The organism is Actinomycetota bacterium (genome assembly GCA_019347575.1).
In the GTDB taxonomy this organism is placed as follows: Bacteria; Actinomycetota; Nitriliruptoria; order Nitriliruptorales; family Nitriliruptoraceae; genus JAHWKY01.
In genome coordinates, this window is record JAHWKY010000011.1 from 1 (window position 1) to 26,493 (window position 26,493).

The 26,493-nt window shown below is 70.4% G+C and carries 22 protein-coding genes and 1 tRNA gene; 5 read left to right on the forward strand and 18 right to left on the reverse strand.

The features are described 5' to 3' along the window. The 8 genes from KY469_08850 to KY469_08885 all read right to left on the reverse strand — a co-directional run. Positions 1 to 289, reverse strand: a 289-nt coding sequence (locus KY469_08850; protein MBW3663192.1) for a hypothetical protein, incomplete at its 3' end; no start/stop codon positions are given. Between the two features lie 275 nt (positions 290 to 564). Then, a complete protein-coding gene (locus KY469_08855) occupies positions 565 to 1,056 on the reverse strand; it encodes a hypothetical protein (protein ID MBW3663193.1) in 492 nt (163 codons plus the stop codon). Between the two features lie 31 nt (positions 1,057 to 1,087). Beyond that, on the reverse strand, positions 1,088 to 3,196 hold the full coding sequence (locus KY469_08860) for a CocE/NonD family hydrolase (protein MBW3663194.1): 2,109 nt from the start codon (positions 3,194 to 3,196) through the stop codon (positions 1,088 to 1,090). Positions 3,197 to 3,505: 309 nt separating this feature from the next. Beyond that, positions 3,506 to 6,256, reverse strand: coding sequence for a hypothetical protein (locus tag KY469_08865; protein MBW3663195.1), 2,751 nt, complete (start codon positions 6,254 to 6,256; stop codon positions 3,506 to 3,508). A gap of 142 nt (positions 6,257 to 6,398) precedes the next feature. Continuing rightward, positions 6,399 to 8,036: a HAMP domain-containing histidine kinase gene (locus tag KY469_08870; GenBank protein ID MBW3663196.1), complete on the reverse strand. Its 1,638-nt coding sequence runs from the start codon at positions 8,034 to 8,036 to the stop codon at positions 6,399 to 6,401. Between the two features lie 46 nt (positions 8,037 to 8,082). Beyond that, on the reverse strand, positions 8,083 to 8,352 hold the full coding sequence (locus KY469_08875) for a hypothetical protein (protein MBW3663197.1): 270 nt from the start codon (positions 8,350 to 8,352) through the stop codon (positions 8,083 to 8,085). Then, the gene (locus KY469_08880; protein MBW3663198.1) at positions 8,349 to 10,538 is read right to left on the reverse strand and encodes a hypothetical protein; all 2,190 of its coding nucleotides are present in this window, start codon (positions 10,536 to 10,538) and stop codon (positions 8,349 to 8,351) included. Before KY469_08880 ends, KY469_08875 begins: the two co-directional genes overlap by 4 nt. Positions 10,539 to 10,940: 402 nt before the next feature. Then, positions 10,941 to 11,249, reverse strand: coding sequence for a hypothetical protein (locus KY469_08885; GenBank protein MBW3663199.1), 309 nt, complete (start codon positions 11,247 to 11,249; stop codon positions 10,941 to 10,943). Between the two features lie 660 nt (positions 11,250 to 11,909). On the opposite strand from KY469_08885, the gene KY469_08890 reads away from it, so the two are divergent. Continuing rightward, positions 11,910 to 12,248, forward strand: a complete 339-nt coding sequence (locus KY469_08890; GenBank protein MBW3663200.1) for a hypothetical protein — start codon at positions 11,910 to 11,912, stop codon at positions 12,246 to 12,248. 18 nt (positions 12,249 to 12,266) lie between these two features. On the opposite strand, the gene KY469_08895 is transcribed toward KY469_08890, so the two are convergent. The 10 genes from KY469_08895 to dnaA form a co-directional block, all read right to left on the reverse strand. Further along, positions 12,267 to 12,341: transfer RNA gene (locus tag KY469_08895), tRNA-Ile, on the reverse strand. A 58-nt stretch (positions 12,342 to 12,399) separates the two neighbouring features. Continuing rightward, positions 12,400 to 13,203 carry a DUF3566 domain-containing protein gene (locus KY469_08900; protein ID MBW3663201.1) on the reverse strand — a complete coding sequence of 268 codons (804 nt, stop codon included), beginning with the start codon at positions 13,201 to 13,203 and terminating at the stop codon, positions 12,400 to 12,402. A gap of 100 nt (positions 13,204 to 13,303) precedes the next feature. Continuing rightward, entirely contained in the window at positions 13,304 to 15,775 is a 2,472-nt protein-coding gene (gene gyrA, locus KY469_08905; GenBank protein ID MBW3663202.1) for a DNA gyrase subunit A, read from the reverse strand. A 103-nt stretch (positions 15,776 to 15,878) separates the two neighbouring features. Continuing rightward, positions 15,879 to 16,145, reverse strand: coding sequence for a hypothetical protein (locus KY469_08910; GenBank protein MBW3663203.1), 267 nt, complete (start codon positions 16,143 to 16,145; stop codon positions 15,879 to 15,881). Continuing rightward, positions 16,145 to 18,100, reverse strand: a complete 1,956-nt coding sequence (gene gyrB / locus KY469_08915; protein MBW3663204.1) for a DNA topoisomerase (ATP-hydrolyzing) subunit B — start codon at positions 18,098 to 18,100, stop codon at positions 16,145 to 16,147. The genes KY469_08910 and gyrB overlap by 1 nt, the downstream gene beginning before the upstream one ends. Positions 18,101 to 18,416: 316 nt before the next feature. Beyond that, positions 18,417 to 19,310 carry a formamidopyrimidine-DNA glycosylase gene (locus tag KY469_08920; protein MBW3663205.1) on the reverse strand — a complete coding sequence of 298 codons (894 nt, stop codon included), beginning with the start codon at positions 19,308 to 19,310 and terminating at the stop codon, positions 18,417 to 18,419. Between the two features lie 13 nt (positions 19,311 to 19,323). Beyond that, positions 19,324 to 19,767 (reverse strand): DUF721 domain-containing protein, encoded by a 444-nt coding sequence (locus tag KY469_08925; GenBank protein ID MBW3663206.1) that lies wholly within the window; start codon positions 19,765 to 19,767, stop codon positions 19,324 to 19,326. Continuing rightward, positions 19,764 to 20,942: a DNA replication/repair protein RecF gene (gene recF, locus KY469_08930; GenBank protein ID MBW3663207.1), complete on the reverse strand. Its 1,179-nt coding sequence runs from the start codon at positions 20,940 to 20,942 to the stop codon at positions 19,764 to 19,766. The genes KY469_08925 and recF overlap by 4 nt, the downstream gene beginning before the upstream one ends. A 220-nt stretch (positions 20,943 to 21,162) precedes the next feature. Then, a complete protein-coding gene (gene dnaN / locus KY469_08935) occupies positions 21,163 to 22,284 on the reverse strand; it encodes a DNA polymerase III subunit beta (protein MBW3663208.1) in 1,122 nt (373 codons plus the stop codon). Positions 22,285 to 22,614: 330 nt separating this feature from the next. After that, a complete protein-coding gene (gene dnaA / locus KY469_08940; protein MBW3663209.1) occupies positions 22,615 to 24,117 on the reverse strand; it encodes a chromosomal replication initiator protein DnaA in 1,503 nt (500 codons plus the stop codon). Between the two features lie 602 nt (positions 24,118 to 24,719). Here dnaA and rpmH point away from each other — a divergent pair. From rpmH to KY469_08960, 4 genes are read left to right on the forward strand one after another with little or no spacing between them, the layout of a single operon-like run. After that, positions 24,720 to 24,854 carry a 50S ribosomal protein L34 gene (rpmH, locus tag KY469_08945; GenBank protein MBW3663210.1) on the forward strand — a complete coding sequence of 45 codons (135 nt, stop codon included), beginning with the start codon at positions 24,720 to 24,722 and terminating at the stop codon, positions 24,852 to 24,854. A gap of 3 nt (positions 24,855 to 24,857) precedes the next feature. Then, a complete protein-coding gene (locus tag KY469_08950) occupies positions 24,858 to 25,205 on the forward strand; it encodes a ribonuclease P protein component (protein MBW3663211.1) in 348 nt (115 codons plus the stop codon). Between the two features lie 26 nt (positions 25,206 to 25,231). Continuing rightward, the gene (gene yidD / locus KY469_08955; protein MBW3663212.1) at positions 25,232 to 25,489 is read left to right on the forward strand and encodes a membrane protein insertion efficiency factor YidD; all 258 of its coding nucleotides are present in this window, start codon (positions 25,232 to 25,234) and stop codon (positions 25,487 to 25,489) included. Further along, positions 25,486 to 26,484: a YidC/Oxa1 family membrane protein insertase gene (locus KY469_08960; protein MBW3663213.1), complete on the forward strand. Its 999-nt coding sequence runs from the start codon at positions 25,486 to 25,488 to the stop codon at positions 26,482 to 26,484. Before yidD ends, KY469_08960 begins: the two co-directional genes overlap by 4 nt. Positions 26,485 to 26,493: the final 9 nt, after the last annotated feature.

Here is a 26,493-nt window from a genome sequence, read left to right on the forward strand (position 1 = left end):
CGAACCGGTACCACACCGACGGGAAGACGGGGTTGGGGAGGAGCACCGGCGGGTTGTTGCAGCTGCCGACCGTCTCCAGCGGCTCCGCCGTGGCGCCGCCGATGTCGCGCGTGTCCGCGAACGGCAGCACCCCGACGACCGCGGCGTCGGCGTAGTCGTCGTTGCTCGGGGCGCTCGTCTCGCCGGTGACCGCGGCCGGAACGAACCCGACCGTGGCCACGACGAGCAGCCAGGGCAGCGGGCCCCGGAGCTGTCGCGAGCCTGCACGAGTCGATCGGTTCCTCGTCATGGTGTGCTCCTCTGCTCGGCACGCCCTCGTTCGGCGCCTGCTCGGTGGCCAGCGCTCGCCCCCGGCCGACAGCACGTCGTCACCCGGGGCGGAACACCCGCCGTCCCGCACGGCACGATCGGTGCTCAGGCGGGGGTGCCTGCCCGGTAGGGGAACCCCCGGGACGCACGGGCCTGGCGGGGTCGAGGTCGCGGCAGGCTCGAGGATCTCCGTGCCCGACGGCGCCGTCGCCGCCGGTTCAGCGAGGTAGCGCAGCGTCCGAGACGCTGATCGGATCAGCGACGGATCGTGCCGGTGTACGTGCCGGAGGTCTCTCCGCTCGTGGTGTCCAGTTCACCGGTGGCGGTGAGCGACCCGGTGGCGTCCTGGTAGGACCCGGTGCCTCCGACGATGTGCACCCGGGTGACGAACGGCGACGGCCCGGTGGCGTTGGGGGTGAACGATCCCTCGTCCTCCGCGAAGAGGAACCCTGGCGCGCCGGTCAGCTTGGTCAGCACGCTCTCGCCGGTGAAGTCCACCTCGGCGCCCTTGCCCGACGGGCGCATCGTGAGCATGGTGAACTCGTAGATCGCGACCGCCTTGCCGGTGTCGGCGTCGTGAAGGACCCCGCGGGTGCAGATCCCAACCGGCGAGGTGCACTCGGGCGGGTGCACCGGCTCCGCCTCGAAGGTGCCCTCCCACGGCTCCCCGCCGGACCCGGCGCCGATCAGCACTGCGGCGAGCACGACCAGGACGGGCCAGCCCCGTCGCGAGTTCCGGATCTGCATCGTCGTCCTCCTGCGGGATGGGCTCAACACGTCAGCCCGTGGTCGTCAAGGTGCCCTCGACGATCGGCAGGGTCAGGGCGCTGACGGTGCCGGGGCCCGTGGTGACGGTCAGGACTGGGCGGTAGGGGTCGGGCACGGTGTTCCACCCGGCCGAGCCGACGGTGAGCACGAGCTGGTGGCCGGCGGGGATGCGGCTGGCCAGGGGCATGCTGGTCAGGGTGATGTCGGTCGGGGTGTCGACCGGGAAGTCCGCACCCTCGTCGACGAACACGTGTCGCAGGTCGGTGATCGCCTGCCCCGACTCGGTGTGGTCCGCCGACGCGCACGGGTCGTCGGCGTGGGTGTGGTACAGGAACGAGGTCAGCGTCCCGTCGGGCAGGGTGCTCTCGATGGTCAGGTCGACGGTGTAGTGCCCGGCGATGACGACCTCCTCGGCCAGCGGCTCGGAGACGTACACGAGGTGGTCACCGAGGCAGCCGGGCGCGCGACCGGCGACCGGGCGCAGACAGACCCCGGCGCAGGGCACCTGGTCGCTAGACAGGAACGAGCGGGTCGATGGCTCCATTTGGGACTGGTCGGTGACAAGATCGTCGCCGCTGAGCCACAGCGTGGTCGCCTCGGCGCGGGGCGGCCACTGCCGGGCGCTGTGCCACGCGCCGGCGTCGTCCTGGTAGTCCACGACGCCGGGCGGCGCGATCGCCGAGGCGGACCCGCCGCGCAGGTAGCGGTCCAGCCACGCCACCGCCATCCGGTCGAAGTCGGCGCGGGTGGGGAAGCCGTGGCCCCACTGGCCGAGCATGAACCGCCGGTGCGGGCCGAGCAGGTCCCAGACCCCGTCGAGCTGGGAGATGTGACCGTCCCAGCCGCCGCTGCCGTCACCCTTGAACAACCGGAGGCCCACGGTGGCGAACACGGCCACCTTCGTCCCGTCGATCAGCGGGCGCAGGTCCCGCTCCTGCCAGTACGCCGTGCGGTCGCCGTTCCAGACCGGCGGAGAGTGCACGACCTCCTCGCCGTAGCGGGGGCAGGCGACGTGGTCGGGTCCGGTGTCGGGCACGAACGGGACACCGGTCTGGATGGCCACGGGTGCAAGGCCCCCGGTCGTCAGCAGGGCGGTCCACAGCGGCTGACGGGTATGGCGCGACTCCCGCGTGGCCCCGTTGTTCGTGTAGAGGTTCCACAGGTCGGTGACCGGACTGACCGGGACGACCGCCTTCAGCGACGGCGCGTCGTCGCTGGCGAGTGCGAGCATCTGGCTCCACCCGGGGAAGCTCAGCCCGTACATGCCGACCCTGCCGGTGCTCCACTCCGCGTCCGCGAGCGCCTCGATCACCGTGGCCACGTCGGACGAGTCGACCGGGCCGCCCCACTGCATGCAACCGCCGCTCTCGCCGGTGCCGCGCATGTTCACCAGCGCCACGGCGAAGCCGGCGTCCATCAGTGGCCGCAGCCATCGCACCATCGTGACGTGGCCGTTGTGGTCGTCGGTGAAGGACTCGCTGGGGCCGTAGGCGGTGTTCCAGTACGGGCTGTACTCCAGTACCGGCGCGAACAGTCCCTCCCCTTCGGGGAGGTACACGTGACCGCGCAGCGGCGTGCCGTCGTCGGCCTCCACCTCGAACGGCAGGATCTGGGCCACGCCCGGAAGGCCCGTTTCCTCGATCCGCAACTTCAGGACCGAGTCGCGACCGCCGCCGTCGAGGAGCTGGATCGCGTACGAACGTCCCTCGTCGAGGTTCAACGTGAGGGGTCCAGAGCTCACGATGATGGGTCCCGAGAAGCCGTTGCAGGTCACCTCCTGCTGGGTCAGGAGGTCCTGGCCCTCCCACACGATCAACCAGTTCGTGAAGTCGCTGGCCGTGGGGTCGATCGTGACCTGCACGTCGACCGCCGGCTCGAACCGGTACCACACCGACGGATAGAAGACGTTGGGCACGACGGCGTGTGGCTGCCGCGGGTACGTACAGCTCCCGAGCCTCTCCAACGGCTCGGACGTGGCGCCGCTGATGTCCCGGGTGTCGGTGTACGGCAGCGACTCGACCACCGCCGCGTCGGCGTAGTCGTCGTTGTTCGGGCGCTCGCCTCGCCGGTGACCACAGCCGGAACGAACCCCACCAGCGCCGGGACCACCAGCAGCCACGCCAGCCGCGTGCCGGGCGACCGGCGCGCCTGTTGCAGGGAGTCGTTAGCCATGGTCTCGCCTCGGTGTCGGGGTCGACCTCAGGGGCGTTCCACCGCGAGGAACACGACATCACGGCGCGGCACGAGACACGGTCGGCGCGGAACGACCTCTACTACACCGGTCCCGCTGCCGATGAAGGTCTTGAGAGCCTGCTGGCCGAAGGCGATGGTGTCGGCGCTGACTCCACACGCAGGTCGCCGCTTCGGCGCCGAGCCGGCGTGGCTCGCCCCGGCCAGAAGCGCTGGCGCCTGCCTCGGCCCGATGTGATCAGTTGGGCGGTCCGGGCTCGTGTTCGACGATGGTGTCCCACGTCAGCGCGTGGAGCATCAGGTGCTGGCCGGTGAGGGTCATCGCGTAGGGCTCGAGACCGAACCAGTGGTCGAACGCCTCGGTGGGGGTGGGCAGGATCGCGCCGAACGCCACGACCCGACCGGCACCCAGTGGGGCGGTGCCCAGCACGGTCCGGTCGGTGTCGTTGCCCTCGTGGGTCACCTTGGGGCCGCTGGGCGGGTCCACGGTCCCGATGGTCGTGCCCCCGGCCGCCTCCCACGCGGCCCGGTCGACCGACCAGATGGGGGCGCTGTTCTCGGTGATGGTCTCGGGGCCGCGGCCGTCGAGACAGACGACGCAGGCGATCCAGTAGTTGTCGCGTTCGAGCAGCAGGGGGTAGCCGAGCGCGGTCGGCTCGTAGGTCTGGCGTGCCGGCTCGTGCAGGCCGTCGGTCCAGGGGTGGGTGCGGTCGAGGTCGGCGTAGCCGACGTAGCCGCGGTGCTCGGTCACCGCGTCCGCGGCGATCGGCAGCAGGTCGGGTGCGAGCTGCAGGGCGGCGTCGGTGAGCACGACGTTGCCTCCGGCCTGGGCGAAGGCTCGGAGCTGGTCGGGATCCGCTTCGGTGTGGTCGGCGACGACCACGGTGGCGAGGTCGGGCCACAACTGCCGTGCCGGCGCCAGCCGTACGACGGCATCGGTCACCGACCGGCGCAGGTCGCGGAACCAGTCGGTGTTGGCCACGTCGTAGCCGACCTGGTCGATCGAGGGGTGGAAGGGGGTCCCGGGGTAGCCGGCGGGGGGCGGGGTGGGGTTGCCGTCGGCGTCGGTGACGCGATCGCCGGTGGCGATGTAGCCGACCGGGCCGCCGAGGTCGTGCTCGCGCACGACGTCGCGGTCGAAGCGGGTCGCGGCGTGCACCAGCAGCACGTCGGTCATCGCGCGCACGTTGTCGACGAACAGCTGGAACAGCTCGCCCGGGTCCGTCCGGTGCGGGCGGGAGACCACGTCGCAGGGGATCTCGTGCAAGAAGGTATCGGCGCCCAGCCCGGCTTCGGCGCCGAAGAACCACGCCCACGCGTTCGGCGTGTTGTAGTCGATCTGCTCCCACGTCGTCCCGTAGCTGTTCCAGTGTGTCGTGAGGTAGACGAGCTTGCTGGTCTCGGCCTCGCCCCGGTGCTCGTCCCAGGCGCGCAGCGCGTGGCCTCGGGCCTGCTCGACCGCGTCGAGGAGCTGGCGGTGCACCGGGGTCACCACCTCGTGACCGTCGCGCCACAGCGTCTGGTAGGCACGCTGGGTGATGCGCTCCGCGACGTCGTGGAGCCGGTCGATCCGGGCAGCGTCGCTGCCCTGGTCCACGAAGAGCATCGCGCCGGTCGGGACGGGACCGTGGTAGTCCATCGCCGCGGCGAACGGACGCCCACCCAGCTCCGCCTCCCGCACCTGCCGCAGGTAGGTGGTGATCGCGCCGCCGGCGGGCTGGGTCAGCGTCGAGTAGCCCCAGTTGTTGATGACCCGGTCCTGCGGGATGACCCAGCCGGGCCCGTAGGCGATGCGGTTGGTGTTGGCACCGGCGCCGTTGCTCGTCGAGTCTCCCCAGCCGTCGGGTGAGAGCACCACGAACATCAGCTTGACCCGGCGCAGCAACTCACCCACCGGCATCTCCAGCGTCTCCCCGGTGGTGCCGGTGCCCGCCCGCACCAGCGTGTCGGGAGCCTCGCGGGCCGCGATCGCCAGGTCCTCGATGATCCTCGGGATGGCCTCCAGGCCGCACCACTCCTTGCCGTGCGCCACCGTCAGCAGCAGGTAGCCCTTGCCGGCATCCGGCACCGACCGGTCGGTGATCGTGGCGACGTGGAAGTCGTGACCGTCGCCGGTGTCGCCGGGGTGCCACGGCGCCAGCCCGTCGCCGCCGACGCTGACCGCGTTGGGGTCACCGAGCTCCTCACGCACCGTGGTGAGCGCCACCAGGTCCGGGTAGCGCTGGACCAGCACCCGAGCCCCCAGCACGAAGTCGCCGCGGCGGATGGCTGCCCCTCCCGCGTCGCGCGGCTCGGGGAACACCCGGCCCTCGATGTCCGGGGTGGGCACGGGCAGCGACCCCTCCGGTCGTGGCGGTGCCGACGACACCGACCACAACACGACGTCGTCGAGCCACACGCCCACCCCGAGCCGCTCACAGAACAGCAGCGGCGGCTGGACCAACCCCCCGCTGCATAGGACGTCACTCGTGAGGCGGAAGCGCACCTGGAACGGACCCGCCGGAGGGGTGAAGGTGACGCGTTCGGCGTTCCAGTCCGGCCACGGGCCGGACTCGCCGCTCACCGACCGGAGCTCGTGCCACGTCAGCCCGTCCCCGGACCACGCGACCTCCAGGAAGTCGAAGCCCTCCTCGGTCCTCATCCGCTGCCACCAGTCCAGGGCCACGGCGTCCCCGTCGCCCTCTATGAGCGGTGACACCAACGCGGTGTCCGCGAAGTCCTCGTAGGCAGGGATCTGGAACGAGATGTCGGATGCGGCTCCCGGGCCCCCGCGTTCCCACGTCGTGGTCGGCGCTCCTGGCGTGTCGACGGTCCACCCCTCGGCGTCGGCCTCGAACCCGAACGGCCCAGCGATCGGCTCCGGTGCAGCATCCTCTGCGGCGATCGTGCCGAGCCCGGTCAGCAGCGCCACGACCAGCACGGGCCAGCGGTAGCTGTGGATCCCCATCGTCGGCCTGCCTTCGGTCGGGTCGACCGTGGGACGTTCCACCACGGGGAACGCGACGCCCGGGCCCGGAACGACAGGCGATCAGCGCGGAACGGTTCTCTACTCCCCGAGTAGCACGTTGGACTCACGCGGTGAGGGAGCGACTCCAGGTGCTGCTCGAGGAGCACGAGTTGGCTGACTGGTGCTAGCGGCGAGCGCGGGTGCGGTGAACCGCCCCGTTCGACGCGACCCCGCTTGCAGCACCCGCAACGGCGATCGGCAGGGTGAAGCGGAAGGTCGTGCCGGCGCCGAGGGTGCTGTCGTAGGTGATCTCGCCACCGTGTGCCTCGACCAGCCGGCGGGTCAACGCCAGTCCGAGGCCGGTCGATGCCTGGCCGGTACGTGGGGCAGTGCGTTGGACACGGAAGAAGGGCTCGAACAGCTGGTCGCCCACGCCGTCGGGGATCCCGAGGCCGGCGTCGGCGACGAGCACGGCGACATGGTCCTCCTCGGCTTCTGCCGTGACCCTCACCTCGCTCCCGGGGGGGCTGTACTTGACCGCGTTGTCCACGAGGTTGATCACGATCTCGCGGAGGCGCTCCCGATCCGCGGCGACGACGGGTAGATCCTCCCCGATGTCCACGGTGAGATCGATCTCGCCGGCACGGGTCAAGCCGGCGAGGGTCGGGTGGAGGTCGGCCACGAACTCGGCCAGCGCGACGGGCTCCGGCTCGACCTCGAGGGTGCCGCTCTCGGCGCGGGCGAGTTCGAGGATCTCGGACACGACGCCGAGGAGCTGCGCGGCCGACTGGCGGATGGCCCGCCCGGTGTCGGCGACTTCGCCCTCGTCCGCCTCCAGCAGCAGCAGGTCCGACTGGCTGAGGATGATCGCCAGCGGGGTCCGTAGCTCGTGGCTGAGCGACGCGAAGAACTCGGTGCGTTGCCGCAGCAGCCGCTCGACCTCGGCGGTGCGCTGCTCCACGCGCGACTCGAGCGTCGCGTAGCTGGCCTGGAGCTGCTCGGCCATCTGGTTCAGCCCGCTGGCGACCTCGCCGATCTCGTCACCACTGACGATCGGGACCCGGGCGGTCAGGTCACCCGACCCGAGGCGCTTGTTGGCCTCCACCAGCGGCCGGACCTGGCGCAGGATCCCGCGTGACACCAGCGCCCCGACCGCGACGATGCCGACGAGCGCGAGCAGCAGCACGAGGGTCAGTCGCAGGCCCGTGCCCCGGAGGTCGGCGAAGGCCGACTCGGCGGACAGCGTGACGGCCACCGTCCCGCGAGCCTCGCCCTGCAGGCCGTACGGGGCGTAGAGCGTGTGCACCTCCGACCCGCTGACCTCGCCGACGACACGCACGAGCCGGTCGGGTTCCGGCCCGGTGTCCTCTGCAACCGACGGCGTCGTGCCGGTCGCGGCCAGCGGTCGCCCCGCCTCGTCGAACAGCGTCAGGCCACCACCGTCGAGACGCGCCGCCAGATCGCCCGCTGCCAGGCCCTCCAGGACATCGCTCAGGTCCTGGGCGACGACCGCCGCCCCGACCGGGGCGCACGGGTCGGTGCCGGAGCAGATCGGTGCCGCGATGGCCAACATCGTGGATGCGCCGGTAGCCACGAACCCGGCGTGCTTGTTGCCATCCTCGCTCGCCAGTGCCGCGGCGATGAACGAGCTGCTCGCATCGAACGTCATGCCGCTGGGTGTACCGGCGGATCCCAGCGACGCGAGCGGTGTCCCGTCCGTGACGAGGACCGCGACCGCGTCGAGCTCCCCCTTCAGGGCCACCACGGGACGCAGCAGGTCCGCCGACGCCGCGGGGTCGCCCTCGGTGACCGCGGCCGCCATCCCCTCGAGGTTGGCAGCGAGGTTGGCCGACTCCAGCAGGTACAGCTCACGCTGCTGTAGGCGAAGGCCGGGCGACGTCCGCTTCCGTCTCCGACGGTGGCACCAGGCCCAGCACCTGCGCCACGAACGCCTCGGTCAGCCGCGCGATCGTCCCCCGCAGCGCGGTGTAGTCCAGGGCCGCGCCCCCCGACGCCCCGCTCAGCGGCTCCCGGTCCGGCGTCGACAGGCCCACCTGCACCGCCCCGAACAGCACCAGCCACGCCGCGAACCCCTCCGCCGACGCGTGACCGATCGTCGAGGCGTCGCCGCGCGTCACGACACACCTCCCAGGGAGTGCACGAACAGGTCCCTGCCGCCGTTGGTGTCGTCGTCCACGAGGTTGTCGGCGGACGACAGGAAGACGACCTCGGCGCCGCTGGGGGACAGGCCCCCGAGTGAGCTGCAATTGTTGGCCTGCTCGCCGCGGGAGTTGACCGACACCAGTAGCGTGGTGCCGGCGTGGCGGTCGCGCAGGTACACGTCGTCGAAGCACCCGGTCGCGGTGGGCACGGCGGCGCGTGCTTCGTCGCGTGCCGACAGGTTGTCCGCCGGCGACTCGAAGGCGACGTAGCGCCCGTCGTCCGACACGAGCGCGTAGAACTCACCGACGCCGGCCCGCTCGGTCGCGTCCCTCTCGACCTGCTGCTGCTCGCCGTCGCTGTTCACCGACACGACCTCCAGCGACCCGGATGCCACGTCGTAGCCGAAGATGTCCGTGATCTCGTTGCGGTCCTCTGCGACCAGGTCCGAGGCCAGTGACGCGAACACCACCACGCGGCCGTCACCGGAGATGTCCGGTGCGAACACGTGGCCGTTCGAGGGCCCGCCCCCGTTGACACTGCTGGAGACGAAACGCATCTCGCCCGTGACGCGGTCGGCCAGGAACAGCTGGAAGGTCTCGCCGGGATCGATGCCCGGCACGAGGTTGGACGCCACCGACTTGAACACCACCAGCCGCCCATCCGCGGACACCGCCGGACCGGAACTGGCGCCGTTCCCGGGCTCGCCCGCCGCGTCGACCGACACCCGGGTCGTCTCGCGCACGCAGCGATCGTGGGCGTAGACCTGGTAGGGCGGGTTGAAGCGGGCGTCGACCACCGCGGCCTCCTGGTCCTCACCCTCGATCAGACCGAGCATGGCGGACTCGAAGACCACGACACAGCCGTCCGCGGTGATCGACAGCTGCGCGACCCACTCGATGCAGGGTTGGTGCTGGTGCCCTCCGACCGGCGCGTCCCGTGGGCGGTGCTGGCAGTCGGCCCGGAACGGCGTGAGCAGGGCGTGAACGGTAGCGAAGCGCCGTCCCTGACGGCCCGACGACGACACCGACACCCGGGTGGTCTCACGGGTGAGCCGGTCGTGGACGAAGGCGTCGTGCTCCTTATTGGTGTCGTCGGGCACGAGGTTGTCCGCCCACGAGTAGAACGCCACGAAGCGACCGTCCGCCGAGATGTCGACCGGGCTGCCCCCGCTGTGGTCGTTGCCCTCGGTGCCGTCCGAGGCTTCCGAGACCCGTTCGACCGCACCCGTCAGCCGGTCCTTGACGAACACGTCCCAGGCGGCGTTCGTGTCGCCGGGCACGAGCTGGGACGACAGCGACTGGAACGCCACGAACCGACCGTCCGCGGACGTCGCGCCCATCCAGTACCGCGCCGCGCCGATCTCCTCCCCCTCGGAGTTCAGCGAGACCCGCTCGGTGACGCCGGCTGCGTCCAGCGTGAACACCGTGGAGCCACCGCCCGCGGGCCGGCCGACCTGGAAGTAGTAGTCCGAGCCCGCTACCGACTCGAACGCGACGTGCGCGTCGCCGACCAGGTCGGTGTCGCAGCCGACGCGGTGCAAGTCGTCCAGGCCGCTGCCGGTGAAGACACCCAGGCTGGTCGCGCTCGAGGTCCCCTCCGTCGAAGCGACCAGTCCGGTCGTCCTTTCCGGGCTGTAGCGGTACCACAGCGTCGGACCGGCCGGGGCGCACGACGACGGCTCGCCCGGCTGCCGCGAGGCACTGCGCGCGTCGGTCCGCGCGGTGAACGGCACCGACGGCACCTCGTACGCCTCCGCGAACGTGTCGTTGTCGGGGGGATGGGTGACCTCGATCCGTCCGGCCGGTGGAGCATCCAGCGGGGTCTGCTCAGCGCTGATCGGAGCCGCAGGGCTCGCGATGTCACGGGCCGGATCAGCCGTGTCATCCGTCGTCGGGGCCGGGACCAGTCCCAGCACCTCGGCGATGAACGCCTCGGTGAGCTGCGCGATCGTCCCCCGCAACGCGGAGTAGTCCAGGGCGACGGCCCCCGACTCCCCGCTCAGCAGCTCCCGATCCGGCGTCGACAACCCCACCTGCACCGCCCCGAACAGCACCAGCCACGCCGCCAGGCCGGCACCGACCAGCCGCGGCGTGGCGAGAGACCGGGCGCGGGGCGCATCCCCGACCCCCAGTCCCCGGTCGATCCGCTGCGACGCTGCCATCCGATGCTCTCGTACCTCCCGGGGGCGCTTCGACACAGGCGCGCCCGGAACCTGCCTCAGCAGCCCGATCGGACCCTCACTGCTCCATCGTTCCACCGCGTGGAACACCAGGTCGGAGCTGGGAACACGAAAGTCCGCGGCCACGCGACGATCACGGCAGGACCGCGAAGTCGTGGAAGAACAGGTCGCCGCCCCAGTCGCCGTTGGTGACGTCCTCGACGAGGTTGTCGGCGGCGTTGACGTAGGCGACCGTGCCGCCGTCGCCGGAGATGAACGGTGCGGCCGAGCAGCGGCTGCCCGGCTGCCCCTGCTGGCAACCGACACCGACAGGGTCGTACCCGCCACCGTGTCCGGGACGAGGGGAGCGCGAGCGAACGAACGAGAGGACTTGGGATGACCTCGTCAGCGTCGACCGCGGGTAGCGACGCTCGCGCCTCGTCCCGCTTGCTGCATCTCGTCGCGGGCCGCGTTCGCCGCACGGAAGATCTGCCACAGGGGATGGTCGACAACGACGTAGTACTTCCGGCGCGAGCCTTCGACCTCGACCGTCGTGATGAGGCCGAGGTCCTCGAGCTTGTCGAGCTCTTGCACGACGGCGGTCCGGTCCGCCTGGACCGAAGCGACGGCCTCATGCTGGGAGAAGGCCGCGTCCTGTTCGACGACCCAGAGCCCGACGCGGGCGCGCGCCGCCCTCCCGAAGAGGGTCTTCATCCAGCCTTCGTCGGGCATGTCGCCTCAGGAAGTATCATGTTTCTTGTTAGTTGTTACTTGGCTTCGGATACTACGTCGCGAGCGCGGGGGACGTCCATGCTCGGTAGCTTGTGGAAGGGCCTGCTCGCGCGACTGAGGAACCCGAACGTGTCCCGTGATCCTGTGGTGAGCCCGGCGTCGCTGCGCGGCTTCGAGGGCCGCTGGGTCGCGGTTGAAGGACGGCGAGGTGGTGGCCGCCGCAGAGACGATGGATCAGCTGATCGTGGCGCTCCGCGACAGCCAGCGTGGACCCCAGGTGAGGAACGCGACGATCCTACGCGTGCCCGGTGAGCACGAGGCGGAACTCGTCGGTCTCGGCTGACCGTGTGACGGCACAGCCCTGGGTCTTCCCCTACGTGACGGAGCCCGGGAGCGAGTCGGACTCCGATCCGCCGCTCCGTCCTGCCGTCGCGGTCGAGTCTCCTTGCGCCCGACGGGGACGAGAGTCCCAAGCTCCTCGCCCTCGTCGACTCGGGCAGCGAGCGCACCGTCGCCGGACCGGGTCTCGGTCGCCTCGCCCGGCCGGTGTTCGCAGAGCCGCCGCGTGAGATCACCCTCCAGATTGGTGGGGACACGAGGGTCGCTCGCTTCGGGGAGGTTCGACTTCGCCTGTACGAGCACGTGTACTCCGTTGACGAGCCTCCCCTGACGGAGTGGTCCGCCGAGGTCGGCTTCTTCACGCAGTGGGAGCCGCCGTGGGGCGTCGTGCTGGGACAGCAAGGGTTCTTCGATCGGTTCACGGTGACGATGAGCCGGCTCGCGTTGGCGCTCGCCCTCGAGGATCGCGACGTCTTCGACGCCCGCTTCGAAGATGCCGCCACAGGACAGGGGTCGCGGGTGGCGACCGCCCCGTCGGTTCCGGCCGTGACGTCGCACGCTCGGCGTGTGCCCAAGCTGTGCCCAAGTAGACCGATTATGGGGCCGAGAATGGAGCGGCGGGTCCCGTGGAACCCGCCCTGACCTGCGGTTTCGTGTCGGTGGGCCACGATGGACTTGAACCATCGACCTCACCCTTATCAGGGGTGCGCTCTAACCGAGCTGAGCTAGTGGCCCGAGAGCTCCGTGGGGCGGGGGAAGGGTAGCGACTGGCGTGAGAGGGGCGCGACCCGACTCAGCGCGACCCGCCCTTGTCGTCGCTGTCGCTACCCCAGGCGGAGTTGCTGCTGCGACGGCTCGGGTCCACCGGACGCGGCGGTCCGCTCGGCGCCCCGCCGGAGCCCGCCGACCCACCTCCGCCGGGCGCGGTCTGCGTCCCGAAGAGGCCCGGGCTCGTGCCCGCTGGCTCGGGCGCGGGGCGTTCGGGGGGGCGCTCCGCCGGCGGCGAGCTGGGGGGGCTGCTGGCGGGGTTGGACGGCGTCTGAGCAGCGCCTCCGCTGCGCTCACCCACCGGCTCCGGCCGCTTCTCGGGGGGCGGCGGGGCGGGCGTCGCCGGTCGATCGAGCGCGTCGGTGCGCTCTGCAGGGGGACGCTCCGGCGCGGGGCGCGCAGCGGCCGCAGGGGTCGCCGCCGTGGGCTGTGCTGGCGGACTCACGTAGCCGCTGCGGGCGGGGGCCGACTTCGCGGGGGCCGCCGGGGACTCGTCGACGAACGTGAAGCCCAGACCACCGGTCAGATCCGCGATGAGGTTGTGCAGGAACGCGAAGAACACGAGCAGGCCGGTCTGGATGATGGTCCCGAGCAGGCCCAGCAGCAGCATCAACCGGAACAGGTTGCCGCCGTTGACCCCGCAGTTCTGGAAGCCCAGATCCTCCGCGATCGAGCACGCCTTGTCGATCAGCCCGAGGCGCTGGATGAAGAACCACACGGTCCCGAAGCCCAGCAGGAAGATCGCCAGCAGGGCGAGGTTGACCACGAACCCGAACTTCAGCACGGACCAAGGGTCGATCCGCTTCAGGGTCAGGCGGCGACGCGCCACGGTCACTCCTCGATGCCGGTGAGCCGCCGGGAGTCTACGGCCGGTCGTACAGGAACCCGCGGTTGGCCCCCCGGACTTGCGACCGGGTGCGAGGGCGCGGTCACTCCTCGTCGCCGTCGTCGAGGAGCGGCGCGATGCCGACGACGCGTGCGCCCTCGTCGGGCTTCATCAGTCGGACGCCCTGCGTGGCCCGGGTCATGGGCCGCAGCGACTCGTAGGACACTGGCACCCGGATCACCGTTCCCCGGTCGGTGACGACCAGCAGCTCGGTGTCCTCCTGCACGATGAGGGCTCCGGCCAGGCCGCCCTTCGCGTCGGTGAGCTTGGCGGTCACGACGCCCTTGCCGCCGCGGCGCTGGCGTGGGTAGCGGACGAGCGGCGTGCGCTTGCCGTAGCCCTCCTCGGTGACGACGAGCAGGTAGCCGTCTGTGGTATCCGTGCCGATGTCAGCGGCCACCTCAGCGGCCGCCTCGCCGATCGCGTCGTCGTCCTCCTCGACACCGCCGGTCCCGGCGACGCCCATCGCGAGCACCTCGTCGCCGTCCTCGAGCCGCATGCCGATCACGCCGGTGGTGTCGCGCCCCATCGCGCGGGCGTCGTCCTCGTGGAAGCGGATCGCTTGCGCCCCACGCGACACCAGGAACACGTCGTCGTCACCGGACGTGACCGCCACCCCGATCAGCTCGTCGTCATCCTTCAGCTTGATGGCGTTCAGCACGGAGCGCAGCGAGTCGTACTCGTCGAGCTGGGTGCGCTTGACCACGCCCTGTCGCGTCGCGAAGACGAGGTAGCGCTGGTCGTCGAACTCCTTGAGCGCGAGCATCGCCGCGACGGTCTCGCCCGACTCGAACGCCAGCCCCGGGACGTTAGCGACGTACACGCCCTTGGCCGCTCGGTTCTTCTCGGGGATCTGGTAGCCCTTGATGCGGTGGACCCGACCCTTGTTGGTGAACACGAGCACGTAGTCGTGCGTCGAGCAGGCCAACAGGATGGTGACGATGTCGTCCTGCTTCATGTCGGTGCCGCGGACGCCGCGGCCACCACGCTTCTGGACCTTGAACTGCTCGACCGGGGTGCGCTTGACGTAGCCACCCGACGTCAGCGTGATGGCGACGTCGGCCTCGGGGATCAGGTCCTCGACGGTCATCGCGCCGTCATCCGGCACGATGCGGCTGCGGCGCGCGTCGGTGAACTCCTCCCTCACCGCCGTGAGCTCGTCCTTGATGATCGTCAGCACGCGGGTCGGGTCGTCGAGGATGGCGCGCAGCTCCGCGATGAGCTCCTGCAGGTCGCGGTACTCGTCCTGGATCTTCTGCCGCTCGAGGGCGGCGAGCCGCCGCAGCTGCATGTCGAGGATCGCCTGGGCCTGCACCTCGGTGAGCTCGAAGCGCTCGATCAGGCCCGTCTTGGCCACGTCGGCGGACTCGGAGTTGCGGATCAGGGTGATGATCTCGTCGATGTGGTCGAGGGCGATGAGCAGTCCCTCGAGCACGTGGGCCCGGTCCTCGGCCTTGCGCAGACGGAAGCGGGTGCGCCGGGTGATCACCTCGACCTGGTGGTCGATGTAGTGGCGCAGCATCTGGTCGATGGTCAGCGTCTTGGGCACGCCCTCGACGATGGCGAGCATGTTGGCGCCGAAGGTGTCCTGCAGTTGGGTGTGCTTGTAGAGCTTGTTGAGCACCACCTGGGCGTTGGCGCCGCGCTTGAGCTCGATGACGATGCGCATGCCGTCGCGGGAGCTGTGGTCCTGGATGTCGCGGATGCCCTCGAGCGTCTTGCTGTTGACCAGCTCGGCCGTGCGCACGAGCAGGTTGGCCTTGTTGACCATGTAGGGGATCTCGGTGACGACGATCTGCTCGGACCCGTCCTCCTCGACGATCTCGCACACCGCACGGACCTTGATGGACCCGCGACCGGTCGTGTAGGCCTCGTGGATGGCCGCCTGACCCAGGATGAGCCCGCCGGTCGGGAAGTCGGGGCCGGGGATGTAGCTCATGAGGTCGACCGCGGTGAGGCTGGGGTCGTCGATCAACGCGATCGTGGCGTCGATGACCTCGCCGAGGTTGTGCGGTGGGATGTTGGTCGCCATCCCGACCGCGATACCGGTCGAACCGTTCACGAGCAGGTTGGGGAACCGCGCCGGCAGGACGACCGGCTCCTCCTCGTAGCCGTCGTAGTTGGGGATGAAGTCGACGGTGTCCTCGTCGATGTCCCGCAGCAGCTCGAGCGCGAGCTTGGACAGCCGCGCCTCCGTGTATCGCATCGCCGCGGGCGGGTCGCCGTCGACCGAACCGAAGTTGCCGTGACCGTCGATGAGCAGAGCCCGGATGGAGAAGTCCTGTCCCATCCGGACGAGCGCGTCGTAGATCGCCGAGTCGCCGTGGGGGTGGTACTTCTTCATAACCTCGCCCACCGCGGCGGCGCACTTGCGGTGAGCACGGTCGGGGCGCAGGCCCGACTCGAACATCGAGTACAGGATGCGCCGGTGGACCGGCTTGAGCCCGTCGCGCACGTCGGGCAGCGCGCGTCCCACGATGACCGACATCGCGTAGTCGAGGTACGAGGCTTTCATCTCGTCCTCGAGCACGACCGGCTCGATGCGACCGCCCGCGAGTACGGGTGCGTCGAGGGTCACCTCGACGTCTCCGTCACCGTCGGGGATGAGGGTCTCGTCATCAGCCACGGGTGTCCTCGTCTATCGGTGGGTCGGAAGTGGGGTCGGGGTGAGGTGTCGCAGCGGTCGCGGGGCCGGCGGCGGGGCCGTGGAGTCGCTCCGAGCGCCGGGCGACGCCCCACACGAGCAGGAACGCGAGACCACCCAGCACCACGCCGATCAGCAGGGCGAGGCCGGGGCTCATCCCGAGGAACCACAGCGACCCGCCGATCAGCACGAACGTGGTGAAGTCGGCCATCGCCGCCGCGCGGAGCGTCCGCTGCTCCATCAGACGTCGATGGTGGCGTAGCGGGCGTTGGCCTGGATGAAGTCGCGGCGAGACTCGACGTCGTCGCCCATGAGGATCGAGAACATCTCATCCGCGAGCGCGGCGTCCTCCATGCCGACCTGCTTCAGCGTGCGCGTCTCGGGGTCCATCGTCGTCAGCCACAGCTGGTCGGGGTCCATCTCGCCGAGGCCCTTGAAACGCTGGACGTCCGGCTTCTTGTCGCCCGGAAGCTCGGCGAAGATCGTGTCGCGCTCCGAGTCGCTGAACGCGTACCACACCTTGCCGCGCCGGCTGCCGTGCTTGATCTGGTACAGCGGCGGCTGGGCGATGTAGACGTAGCCGGCCTCGATCAACGGCTTCATGTGCCGGAACAGGAACGTCAGGAGCAGGGTGCGGATGTGCGCCCCGTCCACGTCGGCGTCGGCCATCAGCACAAGCTTGTGGTAACGCGCCTTGCCGAGGTCGAAATCCTCGCCGATGCTGGTGCCCATCGCGGTGATGAGCGCCTGGATCTCGTTGTTGGACAGGATCTTCGGTAGCCGCGCCTTCTCGACGTTGATGATCTTGCCGCGGATGGGCAGGATCGCCTGGGTGCGCCGGTCCCGGGCCTGCTTGGCCGAACCGCCGGCCGAGTCGCCCTCGACGATGAAGATCTCGGACTCGGCGGGGTCACGCGATTGACAGTCGGCGAGCTTGCCGGGCAGGGAGGTCGACTCGAGCAGGCTCTTGCGGCGGGTCAGCTCACGGGCCTTGCGCGCCGCGATGCGGGCCTGCGCCTCCGACTCTGCCTTCTGCACGATGCGCTTGCCGTCGCCGGGGTGCTCCTCGAGCCATTCGGTGAGCTTGGAGTACGTCGTCGTCTGCACGAACGACTTCACCTCGGTGTTGCCCAGCTTGGTCTTGGTCTGTCCCTCGAACTGCGGCTCGCCGACCTTCACCGAGATGACCGCGACGAGTCCGCTGCGCAGATCGTCGCCGGTGAGCGCCTCGACCTCCTTGGACCGCAGCAGGTTCTTGTCCTTCGCCCAGCGGTTCACCGCCGAGGTGACCGCAGTCCGGAAGCCCTCGTCGTGGGTCCCGCCCTCGTGGGTGTTGATCGTGTTGGCGAAGGTCAGGATCGAGTCGTTGTAGTCGTTGATCCACTGCAGCGCGATCTCGAGCGACTGCCGCCCGTCGTCGAGGATCTCCTCCGTCTCGAAGTGGATGACGTCGTGCAGCCCTTCCTTGGTCTTGGTCGAGCGCAGGTGGTCCACGAAGTCGCGTAGGCCACCCGGGGCGTGGAACTCCCACTCACGCGGCTGGGCGTCTTCGTCGACCTCCTCGCGGGCACGTTGGTCGGTGAGGCTGATGCGCAGTCCAGCCGTGAGGAAGGCGGTGTCGCGGAGCCGACGCACGATCGTGTCGACGTCGAAGTCGAGGCTCTCGAACACCTGCTCGTCAGGCCAGAACGTGATGGTGGTGCCGGTATCGTTGGTGTCACCGACCTGCTCGACCGGCCCCTGGGGCACGCCCCTCACGTACTCCTGGCGGTAGAGGTGACCGTCACGGCGGATCTCCGCGAGGAGCCGTCCACTCAGGGCGTTGACCACCGACACGCCCACCCCGTGCAGACCTCCCGACACGGCGTAGGCCTGCTTGTCGAACTTGCCCCCGGCGTGCAGCACGGTGAGAACGACCTCGAGCGCCGAGCGGTTCTCCTGGGCGTGCAGGTCGACGGGGATGCCGCTGCCGTCGTCGACGACGCGGACGCCACCGTCGGGGGTGAGCGTGACGTCGATCGTCGAGCACCGGCCGGCCAGCGCCTCGTCGACGGCGTTGTCCACAACCTCCCAGATCAGGTGGTGCAGACCTCGGGGACCCGTGGTGCCGATGTACATCCCGGGACGTTTGCGGACCGCGTCGAGACCTTCGAGGACGGTGATGTTCTTGGCGGTGTAGTTCGCATCAGCGACCAACGCGGATGTCCTCTCGTGCCTGCATCGTCACGTCCACGCGATCCCCCGCACCGGGCACACGTCGGGCCGGACCCGGAGGTGAGCGGGGCGGGACGCGCGCGGTCGTGGCGGTCGGTTCGGGTGCCGTCGGGACCCTCTGGGGCCGGCTACCGTCGGGGGTCGTGAACAGCCTCGAAAGTACGGTTACGAGGCCTTCTACGGGCTTCCCCGACCGTGCCAGTCGGTGCGTCCAAGGGTACCACTTCCGGACCGCATCCCCGCGCTGCCACCTCGCCTGAGCGGTGGATTACCGAGGTACCCCCAGGGGGTACCTGACCTAGGCATCGAGGTCGTCGAGGGAACGGGGCCAGTCGTCCTTGAGGATCCGCGACAGCGCGCGGTCGGCGAGGAGCTTGCCGCCGGTCTGGCACGTCGTGCAGTAGTTGGTCTCGTTGTCTGCGTAGCGGATGCGCTGGATGGGGTTCCCGCACTGCGGACACGGCTCCCCGTACTTGCCGTGCGCCCCGAACTCCTCACGGAAGGCCGTGACCTTCTCGGGGAACGTCTCGTGGGCCTCGGCTACGAGGCGGTCGGTCCACGTGGCCAGCACGTCCTGGGTCGCGCGGTGCAGTCGCTCGAACTCGTCCTCGTCGAGACGTGAGGTCGTCTTCACGGGCGACACGCGGGCGACCAGCAGGATCTCATCGCTGAACGCGTTGCCGATGCCGCTGAGGATGCGGGGATCGGTCAGCGCGCGCTTGACGGTGCGGTTCTCTCGGGTCAGGACCTCACGGAACGCCGGGAGGTCGAGTCCCAGTGGTTCGACTCCACCCCGATCGTGCTCGGCGAGCGCGGCCTCCCACGAGCCGTGGACCCAGATGCCGGCCCGCTTCTTGGTGCCCTGCTCGGTCAGGATCAGGGTGCCCGACGGGAAGTCGAAGGCGCCGTGCCCGACCTTCTTCGGCACCGCCTTGCCCGGCTCGTCGGACCAGCGCAGGCGCCCCGTGACCATCAGGTGGATGACGATCCAGCGGTCGGCGGGGAACCCCAGGCAGATGCGCTTGCCGAGCCGGCGGGTGGCGGTCACCTCCTGCCCGTGCAGGTCCTCGATCGGGGGCTCGAAGGTCTTGAGCACCGAGAAGCTGACGATCCGTGCCCGCTGCAGCGGCTGGCCGAGGACGCGTTCCTCCAGCGCCGCGCGGTACGCCTCGATGTCGGGCAGCTCAGGCATGGCGGGGATGCTCTCACAGGTCGGAGGTAGTGCCCTCGAGCGGGCCGACGATGATGCGGACCTCCTTCACGAGGTCGGCTCCGATCGCCGCGGCTGCCTGTTCGCGCAGGCGCGTGGTCATGTAGCGGATCTGGGTGGCCCAGGTCTGGTTCTCGGCGCGGACGGTGAGGGTGCCACCGACGACGCGCACCGGTTCGCACCGCTTCGCGAGTGCGGGCCCGACCACCTCCTCCCAGCGGTCGAACAGCCGCGCGCCGCGCAGGCGCACCGCCCAGCCGTGCTCGGCCACGAACGCATCCACGACTGAACCCACGGTCTGGGGGGCGCGGGCGGCACGCAGGCGCTCGCCCTCGGTGGTCTCGTGGTCGGTCACCGCCCACACGTCGTCGTCGGGATCGGTGGCGTCGGCGCTCTCGGAGGTGCCGGTGACCAGGCGGTCATCGTCGGAGGGACTCACGCCGCGCCGCCCTCCGCGGCGCGGGGACGCGGGTACAGCGCGGTGCCGTCGGGGCCGCGCACGACGTCGATCATCGCGCCCCGCAGCGGGACGTCGGCCTCGACCGCGGCCGTGACGATGACCTGCTCCCACCGCTCGCACGCCCTGGCGAGCTGGGCTCGTCGTTCCTCGTCGAGCTCAGCGAAGACGTCGTCGAGCGCCACGACGGGTCGGTCACCGACCTCGGCGAGGACGTCGTAGGTCGCCAGCTTCAGTGCCAGCGCGAGTGACCATGCCTCGCCCTGGCTGGCATGCGTGCGCGCCTCGAGCGAGCCGATCGCCAGCAGCAGATCGTCACGGTGTGGCCCCACGAGCGTGACGCCGCGATGGCGCTCGTCCGAGGCCACCGCGGTGAGCGCGTCGCGGAAGGCCTCAGCGAGCAGGACCGGATCGGGCACACCCTCCGACGAGCGCCCCTCCACCACGACCCCGACCGAGGACTCGTAGGCCAGCCTGATTGGGTCGGGGCGGTCGGCGAGGTCGCGGTAGAAGGTGTCGGTCGGACCTGCCAGAGCGTGGGTGACGGCGATCCGCGCGGCGAGCAGCTGCGTGCCGTGGTTGACGAGTTGGTCGGTCCAGGCGTCCAGCGTCGCGGTAGCGGTCTGCGTTGCCGACGACGACAGGCCACGGAGCTGCTTGAGCAGCTGGTTGCGCTGGCGCAACACGCGGTCGTACTCGCTCTTGGACGCGGCGTACGCGGGGCGGCGCTGGCTCAGAAGCTCGTCGAGGAATCCGCGCCGGCCGGCCGGATCCCCGCGGATGAGCGCGACGTCCTCCGGGGCGAACAGCACCACCCTCAGCACGCCCAGCGCGTCGGACGCGCGCCCGACGTCGTTGCCGTCCACGCGGACACGCGTGCCGCGACCGGGCGCGAGCGCGAGCTCCAGGGTGCGTCGGCGGCCCGCGTCGTCATCGCACAGCAGGCGCACGTAGCCCGCGTCGGCGCCGGCGCGGACGAGCGGTGCATCCGAGGCGACCCGATGCGAGGAACCGACGGCGGCGCGGTGGATCGCCTCGACGAGGTTGGTCTTGCCCTGCGCGTTCGCCCCCACCAGGACCGTGACCCCGGCCGACAGATCGAGCGTCGCGTGCGTGTAGGACCGCACGTCGCGGAGTTCGACGCGACGCAGCAGCAACGGGACCTCCGATCGTGGGGCGCAGCGACCGACATCGCGCCGCGTGTGCGCGCCTCGGTCGCGGGTGGACTGGTGACCCGGATCGACGACGCGGATGCGGCGTCGCCAAGGTAGGGGACCGGCGCCCGGGTTCCCTGCTGCGCAGCCGCCGCGACCGCGCTCTCGGCGGCGGACCAACCGCAACGGCCCCATCGACGACGCGGATGCGGCGTCGCCAAGATCAGTTGATCCGCATCGGCATCAGCAGGTAGGTGAAGTCGTCGGGCTCGGCGTCCTCGTCGGCGGTTGGGTGGGGCTTGAGGACCGCGGGCTTGAGTCCGTCACGCAACTCGATGCGGACCTTCTCGCCTCCGACGGCATCGAGGCCGGAGAGGAAGAACCCGGGGTTGAACGCGATCTCGAGCCCCTCACCGCTGACCTCGCTGGGCAGGGCCTCGCTGGCGGCACCCACCTCCTGGTTGCCGGCCGCGAGCTCGAGCGTGCCCTCGGACACGGTGCACTTGACCGGCGTGTTCGCCTGCCCGATCGACACGACCGACACGCGCTGCAGGACCTCGGCGAGCGCGGCCCGCTCGACCACCACGCTGGTCTCGAACGCGTCCGGCAGGAGCCGCGAGTAGTCGGGGAACTGTCCCTCGATCAGCCGTGTGGTCAGCCGCCGGTCGCCGTAGACGAACGAGACCTGCCCCGCCTCGAGCACCAGGGTCACCGCCCCTCCGGCCTCGGTCGCGGCCTTGGCGGCCTCCTGCAGGGCCCGCGCCGGGACGAGCGACGCACCGTCGACGGCTTGGTCCCAGCCGATGGTGCGTACGGCGAGGCGGTAGCTGTCGGTCGCGACGGCAGTGAGGCTGCCCTCCTTGGCGACGAGGTAGACGCCGGTCAGGACGGGGCGGCTGTCCTCGGTCGACGCGGCACGTGCCACCTGGGTCACGAGCTTGCCGAACGCCTCGGCCTTGATGGCGCCGCGCGGGGCGTCCTCGGCAGGCTCGGGCAGAGTCGGGAAGTCGTCCGCGGGCATCGCCCGCACGTCGAAGCTCGCGCGTCCGCAGCGGATCGAGACCCGCTCCGGGGTCGCTTCGAGCTCTACGGGCGCGTCGGGCAGCCTCGGCACGAGCTGGCTGAGCAGCTTGCCCAGGATCAGCGCGCTGCCCGCGGTCTCGACCTGCACCGGGATCGACACCTCGGCCGACACCTCGAGATCCGTCGCGCGACAGGTCAACCGCCCCTCGTCCGCCTGGAGGTGCAGGCCTGCCAGTGCGGGCAGGTTCACGCGTGAGCTGACGGTGCGGGTCGCCCAAGCGACCGCCTCGTTGAGCTCGTTGCGCTCGGCACGGAGCTTCACGATGGCCTCCGGTGTGTCGAGGTGGCGGGTTGTCCACCACCGTGATCGAAGAACGGTACTTGGAGTATCTGACCCGTCGTCGTAGTCGGGTCTGTGGACGGTGGGGAGAACCGGGTATCGGCCCAGGTCAGGTCAGGATCGGGGGTGTTAGCGACCGTGTGTACGGATGGCCACCATCGCGGCACTTGTCCCCGTGACAGCGCTGTAGTTCCAGGGAGCGGCGTGACCGTCCACGGCGCGCCCCCCACCGGTCCACCGCCTTTCCACAGGCCAGGTGGCGGGACGGCGGGGCCGCTGGGGACGGTCGGGCCGGGTCGGTGGGCCACGAGGTCAGCCACCGCGACGCGCACGGGTCTTGATGCGGTTGGTCAGTTCCTGGACCTGCTCGTAGATGGTGCGCTTCTCGGTCATCAGGCCGGCGATCTTGGAGTTGGCGTGCATCACCGTGGTGTGGTCGCGGCCACCGAAGGCCTTGCCGATACGTGGCAGCGAGAGGTCGGTGAGTTCACGGACCAGGTACATCGCGATCTGGCGAGCCGTGACCAACTGGCGGCTGCGGTTGGGGCTGCACAGGTCGTCGAGCGTCAGGGAGAAGAAGTCGGAGACCTCCTCCATGATCAGCTCGACCGAGATCGCCTGCTCGCGGTCGTCGGGGAACAGGTCCTTCAGCACCATCTCGGCGAGCGCCAGCTCGACCGGGGCGCGCTGGAGGCTCGCGAACGCGGTGACGCGGATCAGCGCACCCTCGAGCTCGCGGATGTTGGACTCGACCTTCGAGGCGATGAACTCGAGCACGTCGTCGGGGATCGGCAGGTCCTCGTGTTCAGCCTTCTTGCGCAGGATGGCGATGCGCGTCTCGAGGTCGGGAGGCTGCACGTCGGTGATCAAGCCCCACTCGAAACGGCTGCGCAGGCGGTCCTCGAGGCGCGGTATCTGCTTGGGTGGCCGGTCGGAGCTGATGACCAGTTGTTTCTCAGCGTTGTGAAGCGCGTTGAAGGTGTGGAAGAACTCCTCCTGGGTCCGCTCCTTGGACTCCAGGAACTGGATGTCGTCCACGAGCAGGACGTCGGACTGGCGGTAGGTGCGCTGGAACCCCAGGATCTGGTCGTCACGGATGGCGTTGATGAACTCGTTGGTGAACTGCTCGGTGGTGACGTAGCGCACCTTCAAGCGTGGGTAGAGCGAACGCACGTAGTGGCCGATCGCGTGGAGCAGGTGGGTCTTGCCCAGTCCGGCGCCCCCGTAGATGAACAGCGGGTTGTAGGCCTTCGCGGGGGCTTCCGCCACCGCGAACGCGGCCGCGTGGGCGAAACGGTTCGACGAGCCGATGACGAACCACTCGAACACGTACTTGGGGTTGAGTTGGGTCTCGTGGTCGACCTCGTCCTCGGTCGCCAGCGCCACGGTCGGCCCGGGGGGTCGCCCGGGCGCTTCGAGCGGTTGGACCGTGGTCGGGACCGTCGGCGGGGACGAGGGGTCGTCGTCGCTGACGTCCTCGACGGCGAGGGCATCGGCCTCGGCGAGCGGGCCCAGCGGCTCGGGGTTGGGCTGGACCGTGATCATGACGGTGAGTTGGCGGCCCGCGGCGCGGCTGAGCGCGGCCCCGATCACCTCGCCGCAGCGGGTGTCGAGCCACTCGCGCGCGAACGCGTGCGGGGTCGCGAGGATCACCGTGTCGTCGGTGAAGCCGACGGGTCGGGTGGCGTGGAGCCACTGCCGCTGGGCGGGTGACGTGACCGTTTCCACCACGTCGTCGAGGCTCTGCTTCCATAGCACCTCGAGGTCGAGGGGCGGGTCGGGTGTCACGTCGGCTCCTTCGGCGTGGGGCGCCATGGGGCACGCCCGCTCTCGGCCGGTGCGTGGACGGTCACGCGGGCCGGACCACTCCAGCGGAGCGGTACGGGACAACCGCCCATCCACAGAGCTGTCCACAGCTGTGGATAGCGCACCGGTGGTGCTGCGACCGTGGAGCCGGGACCCCCGGAGGGGCCGACCCCCCGGCAGGTACCGGAACCCGGCCGCGGGCGGGGAAGAGGCCTCAGCGGTGACCCGGATGGCGACTGCCGCGTGAGGCGCGGCGGGACTCTACTGCCGCCGTCCGGGGCTTGGCAAGAGGTTTTCCACAGCACCGACAGACGTGCACCCATCGCTCGTTCGTGGCAGCGGTGCGATGATGACCGCACGGTGAGGACCTCCAACGAGCGATGGACGCACGCCACAACCACGCTTCGTGCGGATACTGCCCGCCCTCGGTGACACCGCACGCCGTGCTCGCGGACCGCACGGAAGGCATCCGCTGACGCCGGATCGTCGCCGCGGCGATCCACGGGTTGACCCCGCTGGCACCGAGGTCGTAGACTCCGCCGCTCGTCCGCCCACGCACCGACACCGCCGGTGTTCGCGTGCCCCCGATCACCCCCAGGGAGGGCCGGTCCGTGAAGCGCACCTTCCAACCCAACAACCGACGCCGTTCACGCAAGCACGGGTTCCGTGCGCGCAAGCGGACGCGTGCAGGCCGGGCGATCCTCCGAGCCCGACGCCGCAAGGGCCGCGCGCGTCTGTCGGCCTGACCGGTGCCGGTCGGCTACGACCGTCTCCACCGCCCCCGCGACATCGCCGCCGTCCTCCGTGGCCGGCGCCAGCGCGCGGGGCGGTACGCGGTCGTGCACGTGCGCTCCCGCACCGACACGGGAGCGCCGCGGCTGACCGCCGTGGCGAGCCGGCGCGTCGGGAGCGCCGTGGGTCGCAACCGGGCCAAGCGGGTCCTGCGGGAGGCCGGGAGGGCGACCCCCTGGCTGGCTGGTACCGACGTCGTGCTCGTGGCTCGGGGGGCCTGCGCCGAGGCCGGCGCCGACGCGGTAACCGACGAGGTGCGCCGTCTGGCAGCCGACCTCGGGGTGCTGCACCAGGAGGCGGCGTGACCACGTCAGACCTGACAAGAGAACGAGTGGATCGGGGCACCTCCAGCCGGCCCGGCCCCCTCGCCGCGGTCCTGCTGGCCGTTCTGCGCTTGTACCGCCTGACCGCCGCGTGGCGCACCCCACGCTGCCGCTACCTGCCCACCTGCTCCACCTACGCGGTCGAGGCCATCGAGACCCACGGGGCGTGGCGGGGCGCGGGGCTCGCGCTGCGTCGCGTCGGCCGCTGCCACCCGTGGCGCCCCGGAGGCCTCGATCCCGTCCCGCCTCGGAAGGCTGACGCGTGAGTTTCTTCCTCGACCTCTGGAACGGCCTGCAGGATCTGCTGCGGGGCGCCCTGGAGGGCATCCACGGCGGGATCGACGGGCTCTTCGGGGTCCACGCCTGGGGCTGGGCCATCGTCGCACTCACCCTGATCGTGCGGATCCTGCTGCTGCCGTTGGCCTCGAAGCAGTTCAAGAGCATGCGCGCGATGCAGCAGCTACAGCCCAAGGTCAAGGCCATCCAGAAGAAGTACAAGGTCGACCGGGAGCTGATGCGCAAGGACCCGGAGAAGTACCGCAAGCGCAAGCAGCAGCAGAACGAAGAGATGATGGCCCTGTACAAGGAGCACGGGGTCAACCCCGCGTCGGGTTGCCTGCCCTTGCTGCTGCAGGCCCCCATCTTCTTCGCGCTGTTCCGCGTCCTGCAGACCGAAGCCGAGATCAAGACCGCCCAGTTCTACTTCTTCACGAGCAGCGTGAGCCTGCCCGCGCGCCCCGATCCGCTGCCCGCCGACTACGTCGATCCCACCGGCCTGGGAGCCTCGCCGATGAACGCGGGCTTCGCCGGGTGGCTGCTGGTGCTGCTCATCGCCGGGACGATGTTCGTGACACAGAAGCAGATGATGGCGCGCCGGAGCGCCGGAGCGGACGAGCAGACGACCCAGCAGCAGCGCATCATGCTCTACGTGATGCCGGTGTTCCTCGGTGCCATCTCGATCAACCTGCCTCTCGGGGTGCTGCTGTACTGGGTCACGACCAACCTGTGGCAGTTCGCGCAGCAGGCCATCATCCTCAAGGAGGTCGAGGCCGAGCCCGGTGGCACCTCCGAACAGGGTGCCAAGCGGTCCCCTCGCAAGGGGCCCGACACCGGCTCCGGCGTGGCGAAGCCGGGTCGCGGTGGGCGTCGGGACCGCTCGAGGGCACCCGGGCGCCCCGAACCCAGCCCCAAGCCGAAGCCCAAGCCCAAGCCACGCGGCCGACCCGACCACCTCCCCGGTGGGAGACGATCGAGCCGCTGACCAGGAGCG

Excerpts from the sequence above, each read along its gene's own strand:
- dnaA (MBW3663209.1), bottom strand. The coding sequence starts at position 24,117 with ATGGCGCCCCACGCCGAAGGAGCCGACGTGACACCCGACCCGCCCCTC.
- gyrA (MBW3663202.1), bottom strand. The coding sequence starts at position 15,775 with ATGAAAGCCTCGTACCTCGACTACGCGATGTCGGTCATCGTGGGACGC.
- KY469_08920 (MBW3663205.1), bottom strand. The coding sequence starts at position 19,310 with ATGCCTGAGCTGCCCGACATCGAGGCGTACCGCGCGGCGCTGGAGGAA.
- KY469_08885 (MBW3663199.1), bottom strand. The coding sequence starts at position 11,249 with ATGAAGACCCTCTTCGGGAGGGCGGCGCGCGCCCGCGTCGGGCTCTGG.
- KY469_08870 (MBW3663196.1), bottom strand. The coding sequence starts at position 8,036 with ATGGCGGCCGCGGTCACCGAGGGCGACCCCGCGGCGTCGGCGGACCTG.
- KY469_08910 (MBW3663203.1), bottom strand. The coding sequence starts at position 16,145 with ATGGAGCAGCGGACGCTCCGCGCGGCGGCGATGGCCGACTTCACCACG.
- KY469_08855 (MBW3663193.1), bottom strand. The coding sequence starts at position 1,056 with ATGCAGATCCGGAACTCGCGACGGGGCTGGCCCGTCCTGGTCGTGCTC.
- KY469_08880 (MBW3663198.1), bottom strand. The coding sequence starts at position 10,538 with ATGGCAGCGTCGCAGCGGATCGACCGGGGACTGGGGGTCGGGGATGCG.